Annotated in this window: 24 protein-coding genes and 1 other RNA gene; 6 read left to right on the forward strand and 19 right to left on the reverse strand. The window is 62.3% G+C overall.

The features are described from left to right. Positions 1-577: 577 nt before the first annotated feature. From P8Y39_06580 to sbtA, 4 genes are all read right to left on the reverse strand, one after another. Positions 578-1006: a hypothetical protein gene (locus P8Y39_06580; protein ID MEJ2192004.1), complete on the reverse strand. Its 429-nt coding sequence runs from the start codon at positions 1004-1006 to the stop codon at positions 578-580. Positions 1007-1082: 76 nt separating this feature from the next. Beyond that, positions 1083-2669 carry a thio(seleno)oxazole modification radical SAM maturase SbtM gene (gene sbtM, locus P8Y39_06585; GenBank protein ID MEJ2192005.1) on the reverse strand — a complete coding sequence of 529 codons (1587 nt, stop codon included), beginning with the start codon at positions 2667-2669 and terminating at the stop codon, positions 1083-1085. Then, positions 2647-2925 (reverse strand): hypothetical protein, encoded by a 279-nt coding sequence (locus P8Y39_06590; GenBank protein ID MEJ2192006.1) that lies wholly within the window; start codon positions 2923-2925, stop codon positions 2647-2649. Before P8Y39_06590 ends, sbtM begins: the two co-directional genes overlap by 23 nt. A 19-nt stretch (positions 2926-2944) precedes the next feature. After that, complete coding sequence (gene sbtA, locus P8Y39_06595) at positions 2945-3049, reverse strand: SbtA family thio(seleno)oxazole RiPP natural product precursor (GenBank protein ID MEJ2192007.1); 105 nt, start codon at positions 3047-3049, stop codon at positions 2945-2947. Between the two features lie 393 nt (positions 3050-3442). Between sbtA and P8Y39_06600 the strand changes: the two genes are divergently transcribed. Then, positions 3443-4060, forward strand: coding sequence for a hypothetical protein (locus P8Y39_06600; GenBank protein ID MEJ2192008.1), 618 nt, complete (start codon positions 3443-3445; stop codon positions 4058-4060). Between the two features lie 337 nt (positions 4061-4397). On the opposite strand, the gene ssrA is transcribed toward P8Y39_06600, so the two are convergent. From ssrA to guaB, 5 genes are all read right to left on the reverse strand, one after another. Continuing rightward, positions 4398-4747, reverse strand: a transfer-messenger RNA (tmRNA) gene (gene ssrA / locus P8Y39_06605). 8 nt (positions 4748-4755) lie between these two features. Further along, on the reverse strand, positions 4756-5205 hold the full coding sequence (smpB, locus tag P8Y39_06610) for an SsrA-binding protein SmpB (GenBank protein ID MEJ2192009.1): 450 nt from the start codon (positions 5203-5205) through the stop codon (positions 4756-4758). A 76-nt stretch (positions 5206-5281) separates the two neighbouring features. Then, on the reverse strand, positions 5282-6211 hold the full coding sequence (locus tag P8Y39_06615) for a hypothetical protein (protein MEJ2192010.1): 930 nt from the start codon (positions 6209-6211) through the stop codon (positions 5282-5284). Continuing rightward, positions 6208-7584, reverse strand: a complete 1377-nt coding sequence (gene argH, locus P8Y39_06620) for an argininosuccinate lyase (protein ID MEJ2192011.1) — start codon at positions 7582-7584, stop codon at positions 6208-6210. Before argH ends, P8Y39_06615 begins: the two co-directional genes overlap by 4 nt. Before the next feature lie 128 nt (positions 7585-7712). Beyond that, positions 7713-9164, reverse strand: coding sequence for an IMP dehydrogenase (guaB, locus tag P8Y39_06625; GenBank protein MEJ2192012.1), 1452 nt, complete (start codon positions 9162-9164; stop codon positions 7713-7715). 126 nt (positions 9165-9290) lie between these two features. Here guaB and P8Y39_06630 point away from each other — a divergent pair, with 126 nt between their 5' ends. Beyond that, positions 9291-11219: a molybdopterin biosynthesis protein gene (locus tag P8Y39_06630; protein MEJ2192013.1), complete on the forward strand. Its 1929-nt coding sequence runs from the start codon at positions 9291-9293 to the stop codon at positions 11217-11219. On the opposite strand, the gene P8Y39_06635 is transcribed toward P8Y39_06630, so the two are convergent. After that, complete coding sequence (locus P8Y39_06635) at positions 11216-12319, reverse strand: AI-2E family transporter (GenBank protein MEJ2192014.1); 1104 nt, start codon at positions 12317-12319, stop codon at positions 11216-11218. The two genes, P8Y39_06630 and P8Y39_06635, sit on opposite strands and share 4 nt — an antisense overlap. 189 nt (positions 12320-12508) lie before the next feature. Beyond that, a complete protein-coding gene (gene scpB, locus P8Y39_06640) occupies positions 12509-13042 on the reverse strand; it encodes an SMC-Scp complex subunit ScpB (protein ID MEJ2192015.1) in 534 nt (177 codons plus the stop codon). A gap of 216 nt (positions 13043-13258) precedes the next feature. On the opposite strand from scpB, the gene P8Y39_06645 reads away from it, so the two are divergent. Genes P8Y39_06645 through P8Y39_06660 form a run of 4 tightly spaced genes read left to right on the forward strand, consistent with a single transcriptional unit; the run spans position 13259 to position 16526 of the window. Continuing rightward, a complete protein-coding gene (locus P8Y39_06645) occupies positions 13259-13423 on the forward strand; it encodes a rubredoxin (protein ID MEJ2192016.1) in 165 nt (54 codons plus the stop codon). 15 nt (positions 13424-13438) lie between these two features. Then, positions 13439-13939: a ferritin family protein gene (locus P8Y39_06650; protein MEJ2192017.1), complete on the forward strand. Its 501-nt coding sequence runs from the start codon at positions 13439-13441 to the stop codon at positions 13937-13939. A gap of 21 nt (positions 13940-13960) precedes the next feature. Beyond that, positions 13961-15682, forward strand: a complete 1722-nt coding sequence (locus P8Y39_06655; GenBank protein ID MEJ2192018.1) for a 2-oxoacid:acceptor oxidoreductase subunit alpha — start codon at positions 13961-13963, stop codon at positions 15680-15682. Beyond that, positions 15669-16526 carry a 2-oxoacid:ferredoxin oxidoreductase subunit beta gene (locus tag P8Y39_06660; GenBank protein ID MEJ2192019.1) on the forward strand — a complete coding sequence of 286 codons (858 nt, stop codon included), beginning with the start codon at positions 15669-15671 and terminating at the stop codon, positions 16524-16526. Before P8Y39_06655 ends, P8Y39_06660 begins: the two co-directional genes overlap by 14 nt. A 35-nt stretch (positions 16527-16561) precedes the next feature. Here the strand turns inward: P8Y39_06660 and P8Y39_06665 are convergent, their stop codons facing one another. From P8Y39_06665 to P8Y39_06700, 8 genes are all read right to left on the reverse strand, one after another. Beyond that, positions 16562-16972 carry a threonyl-tRNA synthetase editing domain-containing protein gene (locus tag P8Y39_06665; protein ID MEJ2192020.1) on the reverse strand — a complete coding sequence of 137 codons (411 nt, stop codon included), beginning with the start codon at positions 16970-16972 and terminating at the stop codon, positions 16562-16564. A gap of 12 nt (positions 16973-16984) precedes the next feature. Next, positions 16985-18511: an ABC transporter substrate-binding protein gene (locus P8Y39_06670; protein MEJ2192021.1), complete on the reverse strand. Its 1527-nt coding sequence runs from the start codon at positions 18509-18511 to the stop codon at positions 16985-16987. Between the two features lie 118 nt (positions 18512-18629). Further along, entirely contained in the window at positions 18630-19715 is a 1086-nt protein-coding gene (locus P8Y39_06675) for an AI-2E family transporter (GenBank protein ID MEJ2192022.1), read from the reverse strand. Between the two features lie 82 nt (positions 19716-19797). Continuing rightward, positions 19798-20334, reverse strand: coding sequence for an amidohydrolase family protein (locus P8Y39_06680; GenBank protein ID MEJ2192023.1), 537 nt, complete (start codon positions 20332-20334; stop codon positions 19798-19800). Beyond that, positions 20255-21259, reverse strand: coding sequence for an amidohydrolase family protein (locus P8Y39_06685; protein MEJ2192024.1), 1005 nt, complete (start codon positions 21257-21259; stop codon positions 20255-20257). The genes P8Y39_06680 and P8Y39_06685 overlap by 80 nt, the downstream gene beginning before the upstream one ends. 4 nt (positions 21260-21263) lie before the next feature. Beyond that, positions 21264-22397, reverse strand: coding sequence for an N-acetylmuramoyl-L-alanine amidase (locus P8Y39_06690; protein ID MEJ2192025.1), 1134 nt, complete (start codon positions 22395-22397; stop codon positions 21264-21266). After that, positions 22394-22612 carry a NifU family protein gene (locus P8Y39_06695; protein ID MEJ2192026.1) on the reverse strand — a complete coding sequence of 73 codons (219 nt, stop codon included), beginning with the start codon at positions 22610-22612 and terminating at the stop codon, positions 22394-22396. The genes P8Y39_06690 and P8Y39_06695 overlap by 4 nt, the downstream gene beginning before the upstream one ends. A 326-nt stretch (positions 22613-22938) precedes the next feature. Then, positions 22939-23149, reverse strand: a 211-nt coding sequence (locus tag P8Y39_06700) for a glucose-6-phosphate isomerase (GenBank protein ID MEJ2192027.1), incomplete at its 5' end; no start/stop codon positions are given.

Here is a 23149-nt window from a genome sequence, read left to right on the forward strand (position 1 = left end):
CTCGCCATAGCGCTTCTTGCGGTCAGGAAGAACCACGGGAGTCTGTCTGTTCACCCCATAAAGGATGGAGGGTTGAGATTTGTAATACTTCTCCCTGCAGAGTCTGTTTCTTAGCGGATGAGTAGGTGGCATTGAGAATCTTGGGGTCGTCTTTATTACAGAGTGATACTAGCGTGAAATTCTCACACCTTCTCATAGTACTTTGCACCCGAAAGACCTGGAGGAGCCATGATTCTTTGTATTTGAAATACTCAGCACCTGGCTAGTGAAAAACCGCTGCTTTTTGTCGGAAATCAATAGGAAGGCTTCCTTTCTTGAGCTTGCAGAGGGTTCGTTTTACGGTGTGCGCCACTACCCAGTAGCTGTTGCCCACTGACGTAGAAAGGGCGGCCAGTCCTGGCCGCCCTTTCTACGTCTCCCTGGACTCGGTGCGCTAAAGGAGGAAGTGCGCAGTTCAGGTTCGGGGAACTGTCGGGGCATTTCCGATGTCCTTGCGCCACATGAAACGGCAAGGCTTTTCAGGGTGAATACCTGCCTTTAGGATAACGTTTCTTCAAAGTATCGGGGAAGATGAAGCTCACACTATCCTCCAGGGAGCCTTCTTTACGGTAATTAGGAGCTCCCAGCGGCCGTCTCTTTCAAGGTCAAGGCCTGAAACAATGTAGAGGCCGTTGCCCCTGTCCGTTATTCTTACCTCATCGGGTGTTGTCTCGCCCGTTTGTAACTTTTTATGTGCGATTTTTAGTTCCGCTCCTGCAACGTCCTTATCTCCTTTTCCGTGGATCATAATACCGATAACGTCCTTACCGATATCATACTCTTTGTCATCAAGGAGAACCTCTACGCTGAAGTTTGCATTTTTCGTAATATCGAACAGCGTTTCATTAAAGTGCTTTGTATATATCCCCTTATCGGAAAAGTCTCTTGCACTCGTTTCAACAGGTAACGTAGCAAGTAGTCCTAGAAGCAATACCGCGCTGGTGAGTCCCAATACGATGGCTTTCATTCGTCACCTCTTTAACAACGTAATTGCGAAATTCTACTACAAAATTCTTGTGTTCCGGAAGAAAGACGTGTTTTTACTACCCTTCCATGAAACAGAACGGATCCCTATCTTCAAACACGTCAAGTCCGAAGCTGTGGCCGATGGAGAGACAGCCGCCGCAGACCGGGCGGATGGCACAGTTGCGACAGGCTCCGGAGCCCGCGCGGTAGCGGCAAGCGACGTCAGAGTCATAAATCTCCGCGATGCTCTCATGAAAAACGTTTCCAATGAGTGATGGAAACTTCCGACAGGCATGGGCCTCCCCGTCTGGCAGCACGCTTATGAAGTTAAACGCCGCCCCACAGCCATATCCCGTACATCCCCCAAAAAGCTTTATGCCTTTCCGGTGCTGGATGATGTTGAGCAAGTTATCCTTGAGGCCCATGACGGGGTTATGTTTCGCGGCCTCCGTGTAGCGCTCGAGAAATGCGATAAAGGCCTCTTTCGAAGGCAGTGCGAGGTTAGCCCCCTCGCCCACGAGGGAGAGCCGGTTAAAAGTGAAAAGGTCAACCCTGCCCCTGAGCGCTTCGGCAAGAGGCAGAACCTGCTCCATGTTGTCCTTTGTAAGAGTGAGCATCACCATACTGTAGACGCCGAGGTCTAGGAGAACATCGAGAAACTCCATGGTACGGTCGAAGTGCCCTTCGCCGCGGATTTCGTCATTGTGCTCCCGTAGACCTTCAAGGCTCACTTGAAAGAAGGCGGGCTCCTGGATTTCAAAGAGCTCCTCGATACGCTTCCGCGAGGTGGGATTACCGAGTATCGCCATATCGAGGCCCTGTTCCGACGCGGCGCGGTAAAGCTCCGTAAACCGCGGATAGAGCAATGGGTTGCCGCCTGAGAAGGAAACCTGTCCTCGCACGTTCCGCTCCTCGCAGAAGGCGCAAAAATCCTCGAGTACCCCCAGGGCCTCGGGAAAAGGCACGGGAAAGCGCTCGCTTCGGTCATAGCAATGCTTGCAGTTTAGGTCGCAAGATTGAGTTATATGCCATTGAAGAGTAAATACGTCAGTAGAGACAAACCTCTCGTCCATATTTTCCGTGGGAAAGAGTTCTGGATCCCGCCGTATGCGAGACGGAGGGGAAAGGAGGACGCCCCTTCTCACTGCGCGCTCAACCGCCCTTTGGATAACGACCGATGGAAGCCTCCCTTCTCTCCCCGCCTCCTCGGCACTTATGCCCTCTACGATCATCTTCATGGCAAGAAGGTCTTCGCTTAGAGGTGCTTCGGCCCGGACCTCTCCCGTCCCGGGCTTCTGCCAGACGAGCACAAGCTCTTCGCCTAGTTTGGGCGAGGGCTCGTCGCTGCCATGGATCAATAGAAAGGGAAGGTTCCTCCAGTCAAGAGTGAGCAGACGCACCGTGGGGTTAATGGCAAGCTCCTCAACTGAGGTGGGGACCTGCCTCTCTTGAGCCTCGCTTAAAGCCAGTTCAAGGCGAGCGAGCTCCGCGACGTATCCTGCGAGCCCGAGGGGCTCTGCGAGGGTTTCGAGCTTCTCAGGGAACGTCTCCACGTCTTGATTGTCAGCGCACGCGGCAAGCACACGCTCCCAGGCATCGGGCCCCAGCGCGGCCCGGCATCTAGGGTAGCCCATCTCAAGCTTATGGTTGGAGGTTATATGCATGCTCCTCTCCTTCTTCCACATCCTGGGGCGGAAAATTTGAACATGCTTCCATTCCCATTTCTTGCTTCATGTTACTTATAGTGCTGCCAGCACTATACGCTTTAGCCGCTTCAACTGCCGCCAGGCTTCTTGTCCTTCTCTTCTTCGACGCCACCTGTCCCTTTTTCCTTATCCGTTCGACCACTTTCGGTAGCGTTCTTGATGTCTTTTCCACCAGGGTAGCCCGGAGCAGCCATTTCTTCTTTCTCGGTGCCACCTGCACCTTTGTCTCCCGTTCAGCCCGTCGTGCCCGCATGAGCATTGCCTGCGAGCCCCGCTCCGGAGAGCAAGCCGACGATGCTGAAGCTCGCAAGGAGTTTCCTGAGATCCTCCCTGTTCATGCTCACCTCCTCGACAAAGATTGATAAGACGCATATTTTCCCGCCCCAGGACAGGAAAGTGGAAAACTTCTATCGCCTATCCTTCTTCGAAAATAACACGATACAAACTACCCAGCAAGCTTTCTTAATGCATTCACTATCAGATGTCTTTCAATAGACCCATCTCGACTTTCGTTACCCCCCTTCAAGCCTCATCATCACTTAACAATGCCTGCCCTCGCGTCTAACAAGAAGAATCCTGCACAACTGGATGCGCTTGGACCCATATCGTTGCCGATCGAATGTGCGGGGACTTTATTAATTCAGTTTAGTTGTGACTCATCACAAAAGTGTCACGAAAAAATAATGATTTAATCACAAAATAACAAATGCGAACTGATGACTCCCAAGTAGATGCAGGAGAGCGTCATAACCGAGGTACTACTGTCCCATCAGGCAGACCTATGGCAAGAGATGAAGGAAGACGAGGCGGAGGCGGGGGAACCGTCATATGAAACCCTGAAATGCTATAAGGGCAACGTGAAGAATTTTTTCAAACCATACTTGGGAAAACTGAATGTTCGAGAAGTCCGTTACGAGGACTTAGAGCGGTTCAAGGATGACCTTCGGCACGTGAAGGGCATTAAGACCCGGAGGAACATATTGAATGCTCTCCATGCCCTTTTCGTCTGGATGAGGCGCAGGGGGACAATAGGCGAGCTGCCGCTCTTTCCCACAATCGAAGGAGACAATTCCGAGGAACGGACAGCCTTGGACTGCGAGGCTCAGGCCCAGGCTTTAAAACTGACTCCTGAGGAGCATAGGGATCCCTTGGAATTTGGTATAGAAACCGGCCTGAGGGGCGGCGAGATTTGCGCTCTGAAGGTTGTCGATATAGACATGATAAACAAGCAGGTCCTCGTCAGACGAACCTTGAGCGGTTCCCGGATTAGAGAGACCACCAAAGGAAAGAGCAAGAAATGGATACCTCTTTCAGACTGGGGCCTTCGAGATAGTGGTCAAGAACACTAAGGGCAAGCTGCCGGCCGCCTTCGTGTTTATAAACCCCGAGACGAAGCGGCACTATACTACGAAGAAGTTGAACCAAATGTGGCGGACATACTCCGGCACTGAGTGCGATTATTACAGCGCCTCACGGCACAGTTTCTGTACTCAGATTGCCTTCTCGGGAGCGAACCAGTTTGACGCTCAAGACCTCATGAGGCATGCAGATGTGCGGACAACTCGAAAGGTGCTACCATCCCACATCTGACCGTCTCAGGGGCATAGTAAACAGCCGGAAAAAGGTCATTGCCCGGCCATTGCCCGACTCAAAAGAGGCTAAGTAATTGATTTTTATGCATAAAGATGGTGGAGGCGGCGGGAATCGAACCCGCGTCCGAAGGCACTACATCCTGACCTCTACATGCTTATCCGGCCTATTTGAGTCTCGGACGGCGGCATGCCGGCTGGCAGGCCTTCCGCCGTCCCATCCCCCTTGTTCTCACACCGCGGCCGGGAGAGCCTCCGCGATGCCAGTCCGCTGGTCGACGCCGGTGCCGGAGCGCGGACGACCCGCGGCGCGGCGCGCTACTTGTTGTTAAGCAGCGAGTGCCAGTTCGTCGTTGGCGTTTGTGTTTGGTTCCGCCTTTTTACGTGGTGACGGAGCCACGGCATGCAGCCAGGGGTTCGCTACCCCCGTCGAAACCTGTCGCCCCCTTCGGTGACTATCGGCTTCTGGCTTTCATGGCCCGCTCGATTTCCCTGCGAGCCTCTTTTTCCTTGATGGTCTCCCGTTTTTCAAAGAGCTTCTTCCCCCTGGCCAGGCCCACCTGCACCTTGGCATAGGGCCCCTTGAAATATATCTTCAGGGGCACCAGGCTGTAGCCCTTCTGGGCCACCTTGCCGGCCAGGCGCTCCAGCTCGGCCCCGTGCAGGAGGAGCTTCCGCGTGCGCGTGGGCTCATGATTCGTGATGTTGCCGTGGCTGTAAGGGCTGATGTGGCAATTTATGAGCCATGCTTCTCCGCCCTTTATTGCTACATAGCTGTCCCTCAGATTCGCCCGGCCCTCGCGCAGGGACTTTACTTCCGTTCCTAAAAGAGCAATGCCGGCCTCCACCGTGTCTTCGATGTGGTAGTCGTGATAGGCCTTCTTATTGGTGGCGACCGTCTTCATCTATTATTTTATCACATCTTCTCAAGGATTGCCCGGAACGGACGGGAGATTTGCCCTTATATCTCAAGGGCTTATGTCAGGGGAGAGGCAGGGCGAGGCCTGTCGCCCCGGACGGAGGCCCAGGGACGACGGGTCCCAGGGCGCGCACCTCGTAGAGGGTCCCCCGGGGGGGTGAGCTCTCGTCCCGGAAGGCGGGCGTCCGCGTGGCCCCCACCCGGAAGAAAGGCTTGCCGGGGAGCGCCCGGTAGACGCTGTAGCCGCTGACCCAGCTCTCCGGGCTCTCCTTCCAATACACAAGGACCCCCGTTTCCGTGCCCACCGCCTCCACGCCCTTCGGGGGCGCGGGGACGTAGTCCTCGGGCCTCACGGCCACCTCGGAGGAAGGAGCCCCCTCGTAGAGCACGGCACCGGAGCGGACGAACGCCCGGAGCACGTAGAAAACGGGCTCTTCCGTACGGGGGGGCACCTTGACGGACGATTCCCCGCGGGAGACCTCAAGCAAGGGAGGGAGCCGGTAGGCACCGCTTGTCCCGCTTTCGTAAAGGCGGAACCCCCGGGCCTCCCCGGCGTAGCTCCAGGAGAGCAGGACGGCGTCATCCAGTATCTGGAAGCCGAAATCCGCGGGCGGCCGAAGCACGGGAGCAGGCCCCACCGTGACGGGCCCGGCGTAAGGGCTCAAAAGGCCGTTTTCCCCCCGTGCGGCCACGCGGTAGAGGCAGGCGCCCGGGGTCCGCGCGCGGTCTTCGTAAAACCTGTCCTTTGTAACCGCTATTTCCTTCCAGTGTCCACTCTCCCGGGCCCGCTCGACTACAAACTCCTCGAGACCGGAAGAGCCGGGGTATTCCCACCGAAGGAGGGTGCTCTCCTCCCGGTGAAGTGCGGTGAGGTTGGCGGGAGGCGGCGGAGCCTGGGGCTCCACCCACCGGGGGGGCTTCTTCCGGCCGCACGCGGCGGGAAGCACTAAAGCCAGGACGAGAAACAGAAGGAGTGCGCGCCGGGCCGTCACCGCCTGAGAGCGGCCCTCAGGGCGCGTATCTGCCGCTTCACCTCCCGGGGGGCGGTGCCTCCCAGGGAGCGGCGCGCGTTGACCGAGCTTTCCACCGTAAGGAGGGGAAGGACGTCCTCCTCGAGAAGGCCGGAGAACCTGCGGAGCTCCGCGGGGCCGAGCTCCCGGAGCTCCTTGCCCCGGGAGATGCACTGGGCCACCAGCCGACCGGCGACCTCGTGGGCCTCGCGGAAGGGAAGCCCTTTTCTCACCAGGTACTCGGCAAGGTCGGTTGCCGTGGCGAAGGAGCGGGCGGCCGCCTCGTACATGCGGGAGGCGTCGAAACGCACCTCCGTGAGCATCCCGGCAAGCACGGTGAGGGAGCCCTTCAGCGTGTCCACGGTGTCGAAGACCGGGGGCTTGTCCTCCTGGAGGTCGCGGTCATAGGCCAGGGGGAGCCCCTTCATGACGGTCAGCAGGCTCATGAGGTTGCCGTAGACGCGTCCGGTCTTCCCCCGCACGAGCTCGGGGACGTCGGGGTTCTTCTTCTGGGGCATGATGCTCGAGCCTGTGGCGAAGGAGTCCGGCAGGCGCAGGAAGCCGAACTCCTCGGTGCACCAGAGCACCAGCTCCTCGGAGAGCCGCGACAGATGCATCATCAGCGTGCAGGCTGTAAAGAGGAACTCCAGGGCGAAGTCCCGGTCGCTCACCGCGTCGATGCTGTTTGCCACCACGGCCCGCATCTGGAGCAGCCGGGCCACGTAGCGCCGGTCGATGGGAAGACTCGTCCCGGCCAGGGCCCCCGCCCCCAGGGGGAGGACGTTTATTCGCTTCAGGGTCTCCTTCAGGCGCTCGCGGTCGCGCTGGAGCATCTGGGCATAGGCCAGCAGATGATGCGACAGGAGCACCGGCTGGGCCCGCTGAAGGTGCGTGTACCCCGGCAGGATGAGGCCCATGTTCTTTTCCGCCTGTTCAAGCAGGACGGCCGTGAGGCCGGCGACCAGGCCCAGTATGTCCACGCACTGGGCCCGGAGGTAAAGCCTCAGGTCCAGGGCCACCTGGTCGTTTCTGCTCCGGGCGGTGTGGAGCTTGCCCCCCACGGGGCCCACCTTCTTGACGAGGGCCGCCTCTATGTTCATGTGGATGTCCTCGAGCTCGGGCCGAAACCGGAACGTGCCCTCCTCCAGCTCCCGGGCGATGGCCGAGAGGCCCGCAAGGATTTTCTCCGCCTCGTCCTCGGCGATGATGCCCTGCTTGGCCAGCATCCGGGCGTGGGCCACGCTGCCTTCGATGTCGTGGGGCCAGAGCCTCCAGTCGAAGGATACGCTCTCGGTGAAGGCCTCCACCCGCTGGTCAGTCTTTTCCTTGAACCGGCCGGCCCAGGGCTTTTTCATAGAGCTAAGGATAAACCTTTATGTCGAGCAGGGTCAACAGAAACGGGGCACCAGTGCCTTTTTCAGACTCCCTCCCCGCATCTTTTATCTGGCGCACATGCGCCCAGCTCTTCTTTCCTGCTTGGTGCCTACCACTCGGTGCGGTAGTTGGGGGCTTCCTTGGTGATGATGACGTCGTGGACGTGGCTCTCCCTGAGCCCGGCGTTGGTGATGCGGACGAACTTGGCCTTCTTCCTGAGCGTCGCCAGGTCCTTCGCGCCCACGTACCCCAGCCCGGAGCGAAGCCCGCCCATGAGCTGGTGCACGCTGTGGGAAAGGGGTCCCTTGTAGGGCACCCTTCCTTCCACGCCCTCCGGGACGAGCTTCCGCGCCTCGGTGCCGGTCTGCATGTAGCGGTCTCGGGCAAACGCCATTGCCCCCAGGGAGCCCATGCCCCGGTAGACCTTGTAGCTTCTGCCCTGGTACAGGACAATCTCGCCGGGGGACTCGTCGGTGCCGGCGAAGAGGCTGCCTATCATGACGGCGTGGGCGCCGGCCGCCAGGGCCTTTATGATGTCGCCGGAGAACTTGATGCCGCCGTCGGCGATGAGGGGGACCCGCCTGCCCTTGAGGGCCGCGGCGCACTCCATGATGGCCGTTATCTGGGGTACGCCCGAGCCCGCCACGATGCGCGTGGTGCAGATGGAGCCCGGCCCAATGCCCACCTTTATGGCGTCCGCGCCGGCCTGGGCGAGGTCCAGGACCCCCTCCCTGGTGGCCACGTTTCCGGCGATGACGTCCACCTTATGGGTCTTCTTGAGCTTCTTCAGAGTATCGATGACGGCCTTGGTATGGCCGTGGGCCGTATCGATGGCCAGGATGTCCACCCCGGCCTTCGTCAGTGCCTCGGCCCTCTCCAGCGCCTCCTCGCCCACGCCCACGGCCGCCCCCACGCGGAGGCGGCCCACGTCGTCCTTGCACGCGTCGGGGTACTTGAGGCGCTTCTCGATGTCCTTGATGGTGATGAGGCCCTTCAGGTTGTAGTCCTTGTCCACGATGGGGAGCTTCTCTATCTTGTACTTGTTCAGGAGACTGACGGCCTGGTCCAGGGTGGTGCCTTCCTTGGCCGTGATGAGGTTCTGGCTGGTCATCACCTGGGAGACCTTCTTGCGGAAGTTGGTCTCGAACCTGAGGTCCCGGTTGGTCAGGATGCCCGTCAGGCGGCCCTCCACGGTGACGGGGACGCCGGATATCCGGTAGGTCTTCATCATCTCCAGGGCCTCGGCGATGGGGGCGCCGGGGCTGATGGTGATGGGGTCTATGATCATGCCGCTTTCGGACTTCTTGACCTTCTCCACCTCCCGTGCCTGTGCCTCCGGGGGGACGGCCCGGTGGATGAAGCCGATGCCGCCCTCCCTGGCGATGGCGATGGCCAGGGCGGACTCCGTCACCGTATCCATGGCTGAGCTGACCAGGGGGATATTTATCTTGATGTTCCTGGTGAGGCTGGTGCTGATATCGGCGTCCCGCGGAAGGATGTCGGAGCGGGCCGGAACGAGGAGCACGTCGTCAAAAGTCAGGCCCTCGGAGAGATGTTCCATGGTCGCTGAGCCCTCCTGTCAAGAGATTAACAGATAGAGTAACATTTTTCTTCAGGCTCTGACAACGAGAAACCTCCCGGGAACGTTTATGGTAATCTAAGCCATTGCGCCCCATGGAGAACCCCGGTGAAAAGACGCATCTACCTGGACACCGTCGAGCTTTCTGACGCCCTCGCCCGCTGGGAGGCCGCCCTCAAGGGGCGCTCCGAGCTTGCTCCTCTTCCCTCGGAGGCGGTCCCCGTCCCGGAGAGCCTGGGGCGCGTCACCGCCGAGGCCGTCCTGGCCAGGGTCTCGGCCCCCTTCTATCACTCCGCGGCCATGGACGGATACGCCGTGCGTTTCCCGGAGACCTTCGGCGCCTCGGAGACCTCGCCCCGGAGGCTCCGGATAGGCGAAGGAGCCCTGGCCGTGGACACCGGCGACCCCATGCCGGAGGGGTTCAATGCGGTCATCATGGTGGAGGACGTCAACGTGGTGGAGGGCTCCATCGAGTTCATCGCCCCGGTCACCCCGTGGGAGAACGTCCGCACGGTGGGAGAGGACATCGTGGCCACGGAGCTCATCGCCCCGGAAAGCCACCGCATCAGGCCCGTGGACATCGGCGCCATGCTGGCCGGAGGCCACGTACAGGTGAAGGTAAGAAGGCGCCCACGGGTGGCCGTCATCCCCACGGGGACCGAGCTCGTGGAGCCGGGGTCGGACCTCAAGAAGGGGGACATCATCGAGTACAACTCCCGCGTCCTGACCGGACTTGTCAGGGAATGGGGCGGAGAGGGCATCCGCATGGACATCGTCCCCGACGACCCGGGGCGGCTCAAGGAGGCCCTCCGGCACGCGGCCGCGAGCGCCGACATGGTGGTCGTCAACGCCGGGGCCTCGGCGGGGCGGGAGGACTTCACCCGCGCGGCCATCGAGGAGCTGGGAGAGATACTCCTTCACGGCGTCAGCATCAAGCCCGGCAAGCCCGTCATGCTCGGGTTTATCGAAGGGCGCCCCGTCCTGGGGGTGCCGGGCTACCCGGTGAGCGCCTATCTTACCTTCACCCTCTTTGCCCGCCCCCTTGTCATGAGATGGCAGGGCCTCGCGGACGAAGGAGGGGAGATGCTGCGGGCGCGGCTCTCCCGGCAGGTGGCCTCGGCGCTGGGGCAGGAGGAGTTCGTCCGCATGAAGGTGGGAAAGGTGGGCGAGAACCTCATCGCCACCCCCCTCGGACGGGGGGCGGGGCTCATCATGAGCATGGTCCGGGCGGACGGCATCCTCCGCGTGCCGGCCATGAGCGAGGGCATTGGGGCGGGCGAGGATGTGGAGGTGGAGCTTCTTCGTCCGAGGGGGGAGATAGAAAGAACACTGGTCTCCATCGGCTCGCACGACCAGAGCATGGACGTCCTGGCAAACGCCCTCAGGAAGCGGTATCCGCGGTACTCCCTGTCTTCGGCCCACGTGGGCTCCATGGGCGGGCTCATGGCACTCAGGAAAGGGGAGGCCCATCTGGCCCCCACACATCTGCTGGACGAGGAGTCGGGAGAGTACAACGTTCCTTTCTTGAGGAGGCTCCTGCCGGAGAAGCGCATAACCCTCATAAACCTCGTCCACCGCGAGCAGGGGCTGATGGTGCTTCCAGGCAATCCCAAGGGTATCGGGGGATTTAAGGACATCGCCCGCAAGGACGTGACCTACATCAACCGGCAGCGCGGGGCCGGCACGCGGCTTCTCCTGGACAAGCACCTCCGGGAGCTGGGCATCTCCCCGCAGGAGGTGCAGGGGTACGGGCGGGAGGAATACACCCACACCGCGGTGGCCTCGGCCGTCCTTACGGGCGTAGCCGACGCGGGCCTGGGCGTTCTCTCGGCGGCCCGGGCCCTGGGACTGGACTTCATCCCGGTGGCCCGGGAGAGATACGACCTGGCCATCCCCTCGGAGCTTCTGGACTTCCCTCTTGTTCGGGCGCTCCTTTCGGTCATCCGGGAAGACGCGGGCTTTCGGGAGGCCGTGGAGGCCATGGGCGGGTATGACACGTCGGACATGGGAAAGGTGATGTGGGAGGCCGCCCCTTAGGGGGTGCTCTCCTTCGGAAAGCGCTTCGCCTCGGCGCTTGCCGGGGCTGAAACGGAGGCCGCCTTCTGGGCCTCCGCCTCGGAGCCCAGCAGGAGGGCCAGCCACCGGGTCTCGGCATTGCTGTCCAGGGCTATCTTGACCGTCATGGTAAGGGGGACGGCCAGCAGCATCCCCACCACGCCGAAGATCCACCCCCAGAAGACCAGCGAAAGCAGGACGACCAGCGCCGAGAGGCCTAGTTCCCGGCCCATCACCCGGGGCTCCACGAAATTGCTGATGCCTATGTTGACCGCCAGGTAGCCCCCTGCGGTGAGGAATGCGGCTCCGGCCCCCAGCTCGATGAGGGCCACGAGGATGGCCGGCACCGAGGCCGCGATGGAGCCGAGGGTGGGGACGTAATTGAGCAGAAACGCCAGGAGCCCCCAGAGGAAGGGGTAGCTTACCCCCATAACCAGGAGCAGCCCCGTCACGGCCGCGCCGGTCAAGAGGCTCATAAGAGTCTTGATGGCGATGTACCTCTGCACGTTTATGAGGAATATCCTGTAGTAGCCCAGCGAGGTGTCCGGGTCGTCCGAGGTGGCCCGGAGCTTCGCCGGGAAGCTGGAGGCCTCAAGCAGGATGAAGACCACCATGACGATGATGAGGAACGCATTGGTGAGAACGCCGCTCAGTCCCCGGAGCACCTTGCCCGCCAGGCGCATCACGGAGGCGGGGTCCAGGGCCCCCGAGAAGCCCAGGCCCGCGGTGTCCACGCCCCTCTGGCCAAGCCAGGAGAGCAACGCCTGAAGCCTCTCGTCCAGGCCCTCCAGGAGCGTGGGCAGCGACCCCACGAAGTCGGCCGCCGACCTGCTGACCACGTGGCCCATGAGGACCATGGCCACCACGATGACGGCCACGACCACGAGGACCGCAAACCCCCGGGGCAAGCCCCTTCTCTGGAACCAGAAAAGGGGCGGTATGCTCACCACGGAGATGAACACGGCCAGCAGAAGGGGCACCAGTATGGGAGCGGCCTGCTGCATCCCGGCCACGACGACCACAAAAGCCGCGGCAGGCAGCAGGGCGCGGAGCGCCGCCGAAGCCTTCATATTTGTGTTCACAGAGACATCACCCTCCGGACATTATGTTACCGGATAATAAGGAAAGAATGCCAGAAGACCAAGCGGCGGGAAAAGGGTCGGCACCGGTAAGGACCCCCCCTTGGTCCCCAGGGAACTGTTCCCGAGAGCGGACTGGTCCCTAAAAACGGACTGGTCCGTGCGACTGGTCGCCGAGAACAGACTGGTCTGTCAGGCGGCCTCTTCGCGCTCCATGTCCTTGAGGGTGGGCAGCTCGGAGAGGTCGTTCAGGCCGAAATACTGGAGAAACTCCCGGGTGGTCCCGTAGAGGATGGGCTTTCCGGGGGCCTCCTTCTTGCCGACGATCTTGACAAGGTGCTTTTCCAGGAGGGACTTCACCACGCCGTCGGAGTTGACCCCGCGGATTTCCTCTATCTCGGCCTTGGTGATGGGCTGCCGGTACGCAACGATGGAAAGGCTCTCCAGCGCGGCGGCCGAGAGCTTCTGGGACTTCACCCCGCCCCGGATGCGGGCCAGGAGCTCGCTCTGGGCGGGGTTCGTATGCATCTGGTAGCCCTGGGCCACCCTGCCGATGAGGATGCCTCCTCTCCGCTCGGCGTACTCCGATACGAGGTCGTCCATCAGGTCCCGGACCTCCGTCTCCGAGAGGTCCGCGGCGGCCTTCAGCTCCTGGAGCGTGACGGGCTCTCCGGAGAGAAAAAGCAGAGCCTCCAGGACGGCCTTCTTCTGGTCGGCGTCTTCCACCCCGAAAGAATAGCAGATGGGGGCGGGGAAATTCAAACGGGCACGGAGCCCGACTTCTTCGCCTAAGGCATTATCTTTATTACGTTTTTAGCCTGTCCGGGAAGAGCGTAGCGGCTCGGGAGCCGCCCCGCGCGCAGCGGCGGAGGAAGGGGCCGGATTTGTTGACAACGCTTATTTTTTCCTTTAATGTCTATATAAACATTCGCGGAGGAATGCATGGAAAAATGGAGATGCACCGTTTGCGGCTACATCTATGACCCGGAAGCCGGAGACCCCGACGGGGGCGTGGAGCCGGGAATCCCTTTTGAAGACCTTCCCGAGGACTGGGTGTGCCCCGTGTGCGGGGCTCCCAAGGAAGAATTCGAGAAGCTTTCGGAATAGAAAGAGAGGTGCTTCATGGACGCCATAGACATTTCCCTCAAGATGGAAACAGACGCCGTCGAGTTCTATACGAAGGCCGCCGACAGGACGGACCATCCGGTCGGCAAGAAGATGTTCCTCTCCATCGCCGACGACGAAAGGCGCCACATAGACATGCTCAACGCCCTCTTGAAGGGGATGCACCTGTCCCACAAGGACGTCAACCCCATGGCTGAGATAAGAACGGTCTTCCAGCAGATGAAGGACCAGATGCAGCAGCAGGTGCGGGCCACCACCGACGAGATAGAGGCCCTCACCATGGCCATGCGGATGGAGCAGGAGAGCTACGACTACTACGCGAAGATGTCCAGGGAGGCCCCCGACCCCAAGAGCAGGGACCTCTTCGCACGGCTGGTCAAGGAAGAACAGCAGCACTACGAAATCTTCTCCAACACCCTTTCGTTCCTCACCGACACGGGCAACTGGTTCATGTGGGAGGAGCACAGCATCGTGGACGGGGGGACGCCCTGGGCCTAGCCCGGGGTGTGGAGAAGACGTGTGGACTATTCGGTCAAGATAGGCGGCGAGGCGGGACAGGGCATACAGACGGTGGGAGGCCTTCTGGCCGAGGTCGCAGGCACGGCGGGCTACCACGTCTTCGCCCACCAGGATTACGAGAGCCGCGTGCGGGGCGGGCACAACTTCTACCAGCTCCGCATCAGCACCGGGCGGGCCACCTCCAGCAGGGAGAAGGTGGACATCGTAGTGGGCCTGGACAAGGCAAGCCTGGGCCTGCACAAGCCCGAGCTCACCGAGCGGGGGATATTCATTCTGGATGCCGAGAGCCTCAAGATGACGGGCGAGGCCGAAGGCGACCCCGGGCTCGTGCACGTCCCCTTCGAACGGTTAGCCGTAGAGAAAGGGGGAAGCCCCATCATGGCCAACGTGGTGGCCGTGGGTGCGGTCATGGGAATGCTGGGCATGGACCTTTCGCCCCTTCTGGACCTCCTCGGGGCGCGCTTCCGGAAAAAGGGAGAGCAGGTCGTCCGGGGCAACATCGACGCCGCACGGGCCGGATACGACTATGCCAGGGAGAAGTGCCCGCAGTGCTCCTTCGCGCCGGAGAAGCCCGTGGGGCCGCCGAAACTCGTCATCGACGGAGTCACCGCCGTGGGGCTGGGGGCCGTGGCCTCCGGATGCAAGTTCTACGCGGCCTATCCCATGACGCCTTCCACGGGTGTGCTGAACACCATGGCCGCCCACGCCAAGGAGTACGGCATCGTGGTGGAGCAGGCGGAGGACGAGATAGCCGCGCTTCAACTGGCCCTGGGCGCGTCCTTTGGCGGGGTGCGGGCCATGACCGGCAGTTCCGGCGGGGGGTTCGCCCTGATGGCGGAGGGCCTCGCCCTGGCCGGCATGACCGAGACCCCGGTGGTGATAACCATAGGCATGCGGCCGGGGCCCGCCACGGGCCTTCCCACGCGCACCGAGCAGGGGGACCTGCTCTTCGTGATGCACGCGGGGCACGGAGAGTTCCCCCGCGTCATCTTCGCCCCGGGAACGCCCGAGCAGGCGGTGCTTCTGACCAACAAGGCCTTCGACCTGGCCGAGAAATACCAGATACCGGCCTTCGTGCTGTTCGACCAGTACCTGGGGGACTCGCAGTGGACCTATGAGAAGATGAATACGGATACACTCGTTTACACCGACTACCGCGTACGGGGCGAGGAGTTCCGGAAGCTCGCCCAGTACAAGCGCCACGCCCTGACCGAATCGGGGGTCTCGCCGCTGGCCGTGCCGGGGGATGCTCCCCACGTGGTGGTCACCGACAGCGACGAGCACGACGAAGAGGGCCATATCATCGAGGACGGCGGCCTCCGCCGAAAGATGGTGGAAAAGCGCGTCTTCAGGAAATGGGCGCATATCGCCGAGGAGATGAAGGGGCCGGAGCCCTACGGAAGCGAGGACCCCGAGCTCCTGCTGGCGGGATGGGGCTCCAGCTGCGGCGTGCTCAGGGAGGCGGTGGACGCCCTGAATGCGCGGGGGACCAGGGCCGCCATGCTCTGCTTCACGGAGATTTTCCCCCTGCCCTCAGGCGACTGGCTCGACAGGCTCAAGGCGGCTCGGCGGACCGTCTGCGTGGAGATGAACGCCACCGCGCAGTTCAGCCGGTACATTACCATGGAGACGGGCTTCACCTTCAACGAGATAATCAAGCGGTACGACGGGCGGCCGTTTTCCGTCGGCTACGTCCTCGGGGCTCTGGATGCCGGACATTAAGGACTACAAGGGACAGACGCCGGCGTGGTGCCCGGGCTGCGGGAATTTCGGGATACTGCGGAGCCTCAAGCGTGCGCTGGTGGAGCTGGGGCTCGAGCCGCACCAGGTCCTGGTGGTCTCGGGCATCGGACAGTCGGGCAAGACCCCTCACTACATGCAGTGCAACACCTTCAACGGCCTGCACGGGCGCACCCTGCCCGTGGCCACCGCGGCCCGGCTGGCAAACCACGAGATGGTCGTCATCGCCGAGGCCGGCGACGGGGACTGTTACGGCGAGGGGGGAAACCACTTCCTGCACGCCATGCGCAGAAACCCCAACATCACTCTCCTCGTCCACGACAACCAGATCTACGGCCTCACCAAGGGCCAGGCCTCCCCGACCACCGCCGAGGGGACCGTCACCAAGACCCAGCCCTTCGGGGTGCCTTCGGAGCAGTTGAACCCCGTGGCCCTGGCCGTGGCGATGGACGCCGGGCTCGTGGCCCGGAGCTTCGTCGGGGACATGGAGCACCTGACTGAAATGATGAAGGCGGCCATCGCGCACAAGGGTTTCGCGCTCCTGGACATCTTCCAGCCCTGCGTCACCTTCAACAAGGTCAACACCTACGACTGGTACCGCAAGAGGGTAAAGCCCGTGGGCGAGGACTACGACCCCGAGGACAGGCTCAACGCCTTCGAGACCGCGCTTATTTGGGGCGAGGAGATACCCGTGGGCGTCCTCTACCGGAACCCCGGGCGGCCCGCCATGGAAGAGCGTTTTCCCGTGCTCGCCGGCACCCCCCTGGTCAAGCAGCCCTTCGACCTGGAAACCGGCAGGAGGGCGATAGACTCACTGGCCCTTTAAGTGTGCCCGCTGGCACCGGAGTGCCTGTGGGCACCCTAGAACTCCTTGAATACCTTGGCCAGGGAGTCACCGGCCACATGCATCCTGAATTCGTTGAAGTACCCGAAGGGGGTACGCACCACGGTGTACCCGGCCCCGGTCAGCCGCTCCTCCGCCTGCTGGACCAGGGAGCGGGCGAACTCGGGGGAGGACTTGCTCGTCCCTAGGTGGTTGAACGAATGAAGGACGACGGTCCGCGTGCCGAACTTGCCCGCAAGCCACTTCGTGTTCTTGAGGAACTTCCGAAGGACGCCTTCCCCGCGGGCCTCGTCCTCCGCCTCCACGTGGAAGAAGATTACGGCGGCATCCGCCACGGACTCCTCCTTCCGGACGTCGGGCACATCCTCGAGGCTTTTCGCCGCCGTCCTGTACCACCATTCGTGCACGTAGAACATGAGGAGCTTCACGGGTTCCCCTCCCTAAAGGGCGATGTCCAGCCCCTTGTCCATACTGTAGACGGGGTAGATGCGATAGTTGGAGACCCAGGGCTGCCGCACGGTATAGTCCGTCCGGTGCCAGAAAAAGACCCAGGGGGCGTCCTTGACGATGATGCGCTCGGCCTTCTCGTATGCCCGGTTGCGCTCTTTCTCACTGGCGGCATGCTGCCCGGCCTCGATGAGCCCGTCCACCTCGGGGTTGGTGTAGAAGACCCTGTTTCCGGCAGGCCCGTGGTTGCTCGAATGAAACAGCGGGAAGAGGAAGTTCTCCGGGTCGGGATAATCGGCCCACCAGCTCAACCAGAAAAGGTCGGCCTCTCCCTTGTTCAGGGCCTCCTTGTACGCGCTCCACTCAAGCTGCGTGATGCGCACCTTGAGGCCCGCCTTCCGGAGGTAGGCCTGGATGACCTCGGCCATGTCCACCACCTCCTGGTCGGCGGTGATATAAAACGAAATCTCCCTCTTCGTGGCCCCGCTCTCACGGAAGACGGCGCGTGCGGCCTCGATGTCCGTCTTGTATCCCTCAGGCGGGTCCCAGGCCCTCAGCACGTCGGGCACGGGGCCCGAGGCCAGGCGCCCCCGTCCCTCGTAGAAGGTCTCCAGTATCTTCTTCCTGTCGATGGCCTGGTTGAGGGCCCGGCGCACCGCGGGGGAGTCGAAGGGAGGGTGGGTGCAATTGATGCCCAGGTAATAGGTGTTCAAGCCCTTCTGGGAGGCGATGAGCCCCCGCCAGCGGGGCGACTTCCGATAGCGCGAATATGCCGAGGCCGGGATGGTGAGGACGTCGAGGTTTCCGAGGTCGAATTCCGCCACGGCGGTAAGCTCCTCGGGGATGACCCTGTAGACGATGCCCTTCACCCGGGGGGGCGTGGCGAAATAGTCCTTTCGCGCCCGGAGGGTGAGGCGCCGGTTGCTCCGCCACTCCTTGAGCACATAGGGGCCGGTGCCCACCGGGTGGCTTGAGAACTCGGGCCCCCAGTTGAGCACCACCTCCATGGGGACCACGTAGGCCGGCGTCATGGTCAGGAGCCCGAGAAAAGGAGAAAAGGGCCTCTTCAGGCGAATCTCGAGGGTGTAGTCGTCCAGCACCCTGATGCCCTTGACCTCCCGGGCCTTGCCCTCCATGTACGCGCGGGCCCCCGCTATCTTGTCGAATATCCACGTATTGGGCGAGCGCGTCGCGGGGTCCAGGACGCGCTCGAAGGAGTACTTGAAGTCGTAGGCCTTTACCTCGCGCCCCGAGGAAAAGGTCACGCCCTTTCTCAGCCTGAACCTGTAGCGCAGGCCGTCCGGGGAGACCGTGAAGCTCTGGGCCAGGTCCGGCACCGGCTTCAGGTCCTCATCGAGCCGGACCAGGCCGTTAAACAACTTGGCCGCGATGGAGCCGCCCGCGACGTCCACCACCAGGGCGGGGTCCAGCGTGGTGGGGTTGCTGTTCAGGCGCAAGTACACATAGCCCGGCTCGCGGTTCTGGGTCGAGCACGCCAGAAGCGCCGCGGCCAGCGCCACGAGAAGAGCCCTCCGGAGTATGCGAAACAGAGGCGGCGGCACGCGCTATTTTAGCCCATCGGCGCCCACGGGCGAAAGCGCGGGGCTTCTTGCCAGCCGGGAAGAACCCGGCCTTGGCTCACGAGCCTCCGCCTCCCCCCTCTCCCCGTGCCCCGGCCCCATGCTGCCTTTCTCCGAAATGGCGGAATATCTCGAACACAGAGATGAACAGCGCAACGCTCATGGGGCCCATGATGAGGCCTATCAGGCCGAAGAGCTTTATCCCTCCGAGGACGCTGAAGAAGATGAGGACGGTGGGCATCTTGACGCGCTCGCCGACGATGATGGGTCTCAAGACGTTGTCCACGACGCTGATGACGCACGCCCCGACGATAAAAAGGATGATTGCGTTGACGACGGCTCCTTTCACGAACAGGTAGACGACGATGGGGCCCCATACCGAGAAGGCTCCGAGCATGGGCACGAAGCTCATGATGGAGGTGGCGATTCCCCAGACGACCGGAGAGGGCACGTCCAGAAAATAGTACGTAGTGCCCGCAAGGAGGCCCTGCACCACGGCCACTACCACGCCGCCGTACATCGTGGAGATAACCATGTCCTTGACCTGCCTCTCCAGGCGGTCCCGCTGCTCCGGCGGGAAGGGCAGGTAGCTCCTGAGGTGCTCCAGGTACTGCGAGCCGTCCCGAAGGAAGAAGAAAATGGTCAGGGACATGAAAACGAAGTTCAGGGCGACGCCCAGCACGTTGCGCACGCCCATGCCCACCTGCCCCAGCAGCTGGCGGCCCGCCGCGGCAAGGTTCTGCACCAGGAGCTTCCCGATGTCCGCCTCCTGCATGTCCAGCAATTCCTTCACCCGGTCCACCAGCCAGGCTATGCCGGGGAGTTTCAGGACGTCCAGCACGCTCGCTATCTTGCCCGCTTCCAGGTAGTCCACCATCTGCGAAATCTCCTGCGCCAGCAGGAAGGATATGTAGGAGAAAGGGCCCAGGATGAGGACAAGAATGACCAGGAGGGTGGCCACGGAGGCCACGGACCTGAAGTGCAGCCGACGCCTGAGGAAATCGTAAAGCGGATAGAAAAGTATCGAGAGCACCCCCGCCCAGGCTATGGGCGAAAGGAAGGGCCTCATGACCGCGAACCCCAGGAACCCGAGGATGAGGATGAGGACTATGAGCGTGAAACCGTAAAAGTTGCCGATGGGCACGGCGAGCGAGCCTCCTTCGGGCGTGTTCCGGCAAAACCCGGCCTATTATCGCACGAATTCCGCCTTCTTTGAACCCGTCGGGCTATCGCGCGGCGCTTCTCCTGAGCACCCGGCCCGCGCGCGCTCCGGTAAGGCGGCCCTCCTCGGCGGCCACCACGCCGTTTACCACCACGTATGCCATGCCCTCGGGCGGCAGAAAGGGCTCCTCGAACGTCGCCCTGTCCCTGAGCCTCTCCGGGTCGAAGGCCACCAGGTCGGCGAAGGTCCCCTCCCGGACGGCGCCCCTTCCGGCAAGTCCAAAGGTCCGGGCCGGCAGGAGGGTGATGCGGCGTATCGCCTCCGGGAGGCCCGGGGCGCCGAAGGACAGGTAACGGGGGAAGGAGCCGAACCCGCGGGGATGGGGCCTGCCCTTCTCCGTGGGGCCTCCCCGGGAGCGGGCGGAGCCGTCCGTGCCCACCATGACGAAGGGCAGGGAAAGGAACATCCGAAGGTTCTCCTCGCTCATGGAATGAAAGATGGCCCCCACCCGGAGGGACTCCTCAAGGAGAAGCGTGAGGACGCACTCCCGGGGCTCGAGGCCGTGCGTGCGGGCCACCTCTTCGATACTCCTGCCCTGCATCCAGCGGTTCTTCCCGGTCTCCACGCTGCTTATCACCACCTGGTCCCAGTTTCCGGCCGGCATCCCGGCCTTGATTTTTTCCCTCAGTGAGGGGTCCCGGAGACGGCGCAGCTCCTCCGCGTTGCCTCCTTCGTAGCACCAGGAGGGAAGGACCGCGTCCAGGTCCGTGGAGCCCGCGGGGTAGGGGTAGCGGTCCGCCGTCACGCGCCCGCCCGCGGCGATGGAGTCGGCAAGCAGGCAGGAGCCTCTCCCCTTCGCTTCGCATGTGGGTGGCATAGAGAAAGCCCGGGAACTCCGCCCCCGCGGCCGAAAGCGCGATGAGCTCCCCGGTGCCGGTGAAAGCCCCCGGGGGATAGATGAGGCCGGTGGAAAGCCCCAGGGCGCCCTCCCTGAGGCACTGGGCAAGGAGGGCCTTCATCGCCTCCATCTCCGCCGGTCTCGGCTCGCGCCGCACAAAGCCCATCACCGACGCCCGGATGTTGCCCTGTCCCACCAGCGTGGCCACATTGAGGGCGGGGGCGGCCTTCTCCAGGAGGTCGAGGTACTCTGCCAGTGCCTCCCACCGCTGGGTGATGCCGTACTCCTCAAGGTCGCCCTCTCTCTGGGCGCGGGCCTCCCCGAGAAGAGGGCCTCCGGAGAGGCCGCAGTTTCCGTTTATCTCGGTGGTCACTCCCTGAAGCACCTTGCCCTCCCCGCGGGGGTCTGCCAGGAGGGTGAAATCGGAGTGGCTGTGCACGTCGATGAAACCCGGCGTGAGGGCAAGTCCGTCCAGGTCCAGGACGCGCTCGGCCTCTCCCGCATTCCCCGGCCCCACCCAGGCGATGCGCTCCCCGGCTACGCCGACCTGGGCGCGAAAAGGCGGAGAGCCCGTTCCGTCGTAGACAGTGCAGTTTCTGAGAAGGAGGGTCAGGCCCGCGCCCGCCACGCCGCTACCTCCGGGCGAAGGTGTTGGGGGCCGCGGGCTTGGTGAAGTATTCCTCGATTCCCCGGGCGATGCCCCGGGCGAGCTGCTCGCGGTAGGAGGCCGTCCTGAGCCGGGCGGCCTCTTCGCGGTTGGTTATGTAGGAGATTTCCACGAGAACGGAAGGCATATGCGCGCCGAAAAGAACATAGAAGAGGGCCTGCTTCACCCCGTTGTCCTCTACGCGGGCGTACCGGCTCGTGAGGGAATCCAGCGTGGAGTCCTGGATGAAGTGGGCGAGCTTCAGCGACTCGTCCCTCTTGTTCTGAAGCTCCAGGGAAGCCAGGATGAGGCCCACCTCCGAGCGCCTCTCCTCCATGCGCTTCAGGGTTATCCGGTTCTCCCGCGCGGCCACCTTCATCGCCTCGCGGTCGTCCGTCCAGTTCAGAAGATAGGTCTCCAGTCCGCGGAGGCGCCTGCTCCGGTTGGCGTTGGCATGGACGGAGACGAACAGGTCGGCGCCCTTCTTGTTGGCAAGGACGGTGCGCTCCTCCAGGGAAAGGAACCTGTCGCCGTCCCGGGTGAGGAAGACCTCGTAGTGTTTCCTCCGCTCAAGAATGTGCTTGACCCGCCGGGCTACGTCAAGGACGACGTCCTTCTCCATGAGCCTTCCCGGGCCGATGGCCCCCGGGTCCTTTCCTCCGTGCCCGGGGTCCAGGACGACCCGGTGCTTCCTCATTGTTTCGGGCTTGCCGAAGACGTCTATCACCACGCGGGGCGGGTCGCTCAATTCGAAGACCTTGACGTGCTCCACCTCCGCCAGGTCCAGCACCACCCTGACCGTCCGGTCGTCGTACTGCGAAGAGCGGACCCTCCTGAGGAGGCCGTCCTTGACGGCTATGTTCTTTTGGGCATTCTCCGCGGCCTCCGTCCCCTTGAAATCGATGTAGAGGCGGTCCGGGCTCTTGAGCCTGTTATGGACGTATGACGTGGAGCGGTCAAGCTCCACCACCACCCGGGTATAAGCCCGGCTCGACCAGTAGCGGACCTCCCGCACCGTGGCCGGCGAACCGGCCGCCCCGGCCGGAAAAGAAAAAGCCGAAAGCAGGCTCACCAGAACAACCAGGAGGAAAGCAGCCCCGGGAACGCCCCTTGGTCTCATACCGCCCTGACCGCCTCTATCTCCGGGACCTCCTTCTTGAGGTTCGTCTCCACCCAGTTTTTCATGGTCAGCTCCGACATGGGACAGGTGCTGCAAGCCCCGATGAGCCTGACATACACAACCCCGTCCCGGACGTCCACAAGCTCGATGTCTCCGCCTTCGGCCTTCAGTCCTTCTCGAATCTTTTCAAGTACTTCTTCAACCTTATGGCGCAACATGCAATATAATATATAAATTTTTTTCAGGGTGCAAGCTTTTTTTGAGGGCCGGGCCGGGGGTGTTGGAGGCGCAACATGCAATATAATATATAAATTTTTTTCAGGGTGCAAGCTTTTTTTGAGGGCCGGGCCGGGGGTGTTGGAGAGCATGCAGGAAAAATCGGGCTTTTTCCGCCGATTTCGGGTGCCGGCGGGCACTCCGGGTGCCGGCACTCCGGGTGCGCATCACGTCCCGGTGCCGTCATGACGCCCAAGGGACATGAAGCCCATCGAGAAACGGCCGACGCCGCCCTCTCAGCGCCGCGGCAGAAAAAGGCCGTCCCTCATGCCTTCCATACCTTCTTCTTCCGGGACTCAAGCACCTCGGCCCGTTTCTCCCCGTAGCCCTCCCGGCCCATCATGCCGTAGGTGAAGTTCTTCCCCTCCTCCACGCCGGGCTGGTTGAAGGCGTTGACTCCGTAGAGGCATCCGGCGAACGCCGTGGCCAGCTCGAAAAAGAGGAAGAGCTGCCCGAGGTGAGCGGCGTCCACCACC

It is taken from the genome of Nitrospirota bacterium, from assembly GCA_037386965.1.
Classification (GTDB): domain Bacteria; phylum Nitrospirota; class Thermodesulfovibrionia; order Thermodesulfovibrionales; family JdFR-86; genus JARRLN01.

What these genes read in the sequence shown, in the direction of transcription:
- guaB (MEJ2192012.1), bottom strand. Translation starts at nt 9,164, where the DNA reads ATGGAACATCTCTCCGAGGGCCTGACTTTTGACGACGTGCTCCTCGTT.
- P8Y39_06600 (MEJ2192008.1), top strand. Translation starts at nt 3,443, where the DNA reads ATGCAGGAGAGCGTCATAACCGAGGTACTACTGTCCCATCAGGCAGAC.
- sbtA (MEJ2192007.1), bottom strand. Translation starts at nt 3,049, where the DNA reads ATGAACAGGGAGGATCTCAGGAAACTCCTTGCGAGCTTCAGCATCGTC.
- argH (MEJ2192011.1), bottom strand. Translation starts at nt 7,584, where the DNA reads ATGAAAAAGCCCTGGGCCGGCCGGTTCAAGGAAAAGACTGACCAGCGG.
- sbtM (MEJ2192005.1), bottom strand. Translation starts at nt 2,669, where the DNA reads ATGCATATAACCTCCAACCATAAGCTTGAGATGGGCTACCCTAGATGC.
- smpB (MEJ2192009.1), bottom strand. Translation starts at nt 5,205, where the DNA reads ATGAAGACGGTCGCCACCAATAAGAAGGCCTATCACGACTACCACATC.
- P8Y39_06650 (MEJ2192017.1), top strand. Translation starts at nt 13,439, where the DNA reads ATGGACGCCATAGACATTTCCCTCAAGATGGAAACAGACGCCGTCGAG.
- P8Y39_06680 (MEJ2192023.1), bottom strand. Translation starts at nt 20,334, where the DNA reads ATGCAGGGCAGGAGTATCGAAGAGGTGGCCCGCACGCACGGCCTCGAG.
- P8Y39_06645 (MEJ2192016.1), top strand. Translation starts at nt 13,259, where the DNA reads ATGGAAAAATGGAGATGCACCGTTTGCGGCTACATCTATGACCCGGAA.
- P8Y39_06660 (MEJ2192019.1), top strand. Translation starts at nt 15,669, where the DNA reads ATGCCGGACATTAAGGACTACAAGGGACAGACGCCGGCGTGGTGCCCG.
- P8Y39_06580 (MEJ2192004.1), bottom strand. Translation starts at nt 1,006, where the DNA reads ATGAAAGCCATCGTATTGGGACTCACCAGCGCGGTATTGCTTCTAGGA.
- P8Y39_06690 (MEJ2192025.1), bottom strand. Translation starts at nt 22,397, where the DNA reads ATGAGACCAAGGGGCGTTCCCGGGGCTGCTTTCCTCCTGGTTGTTCTG.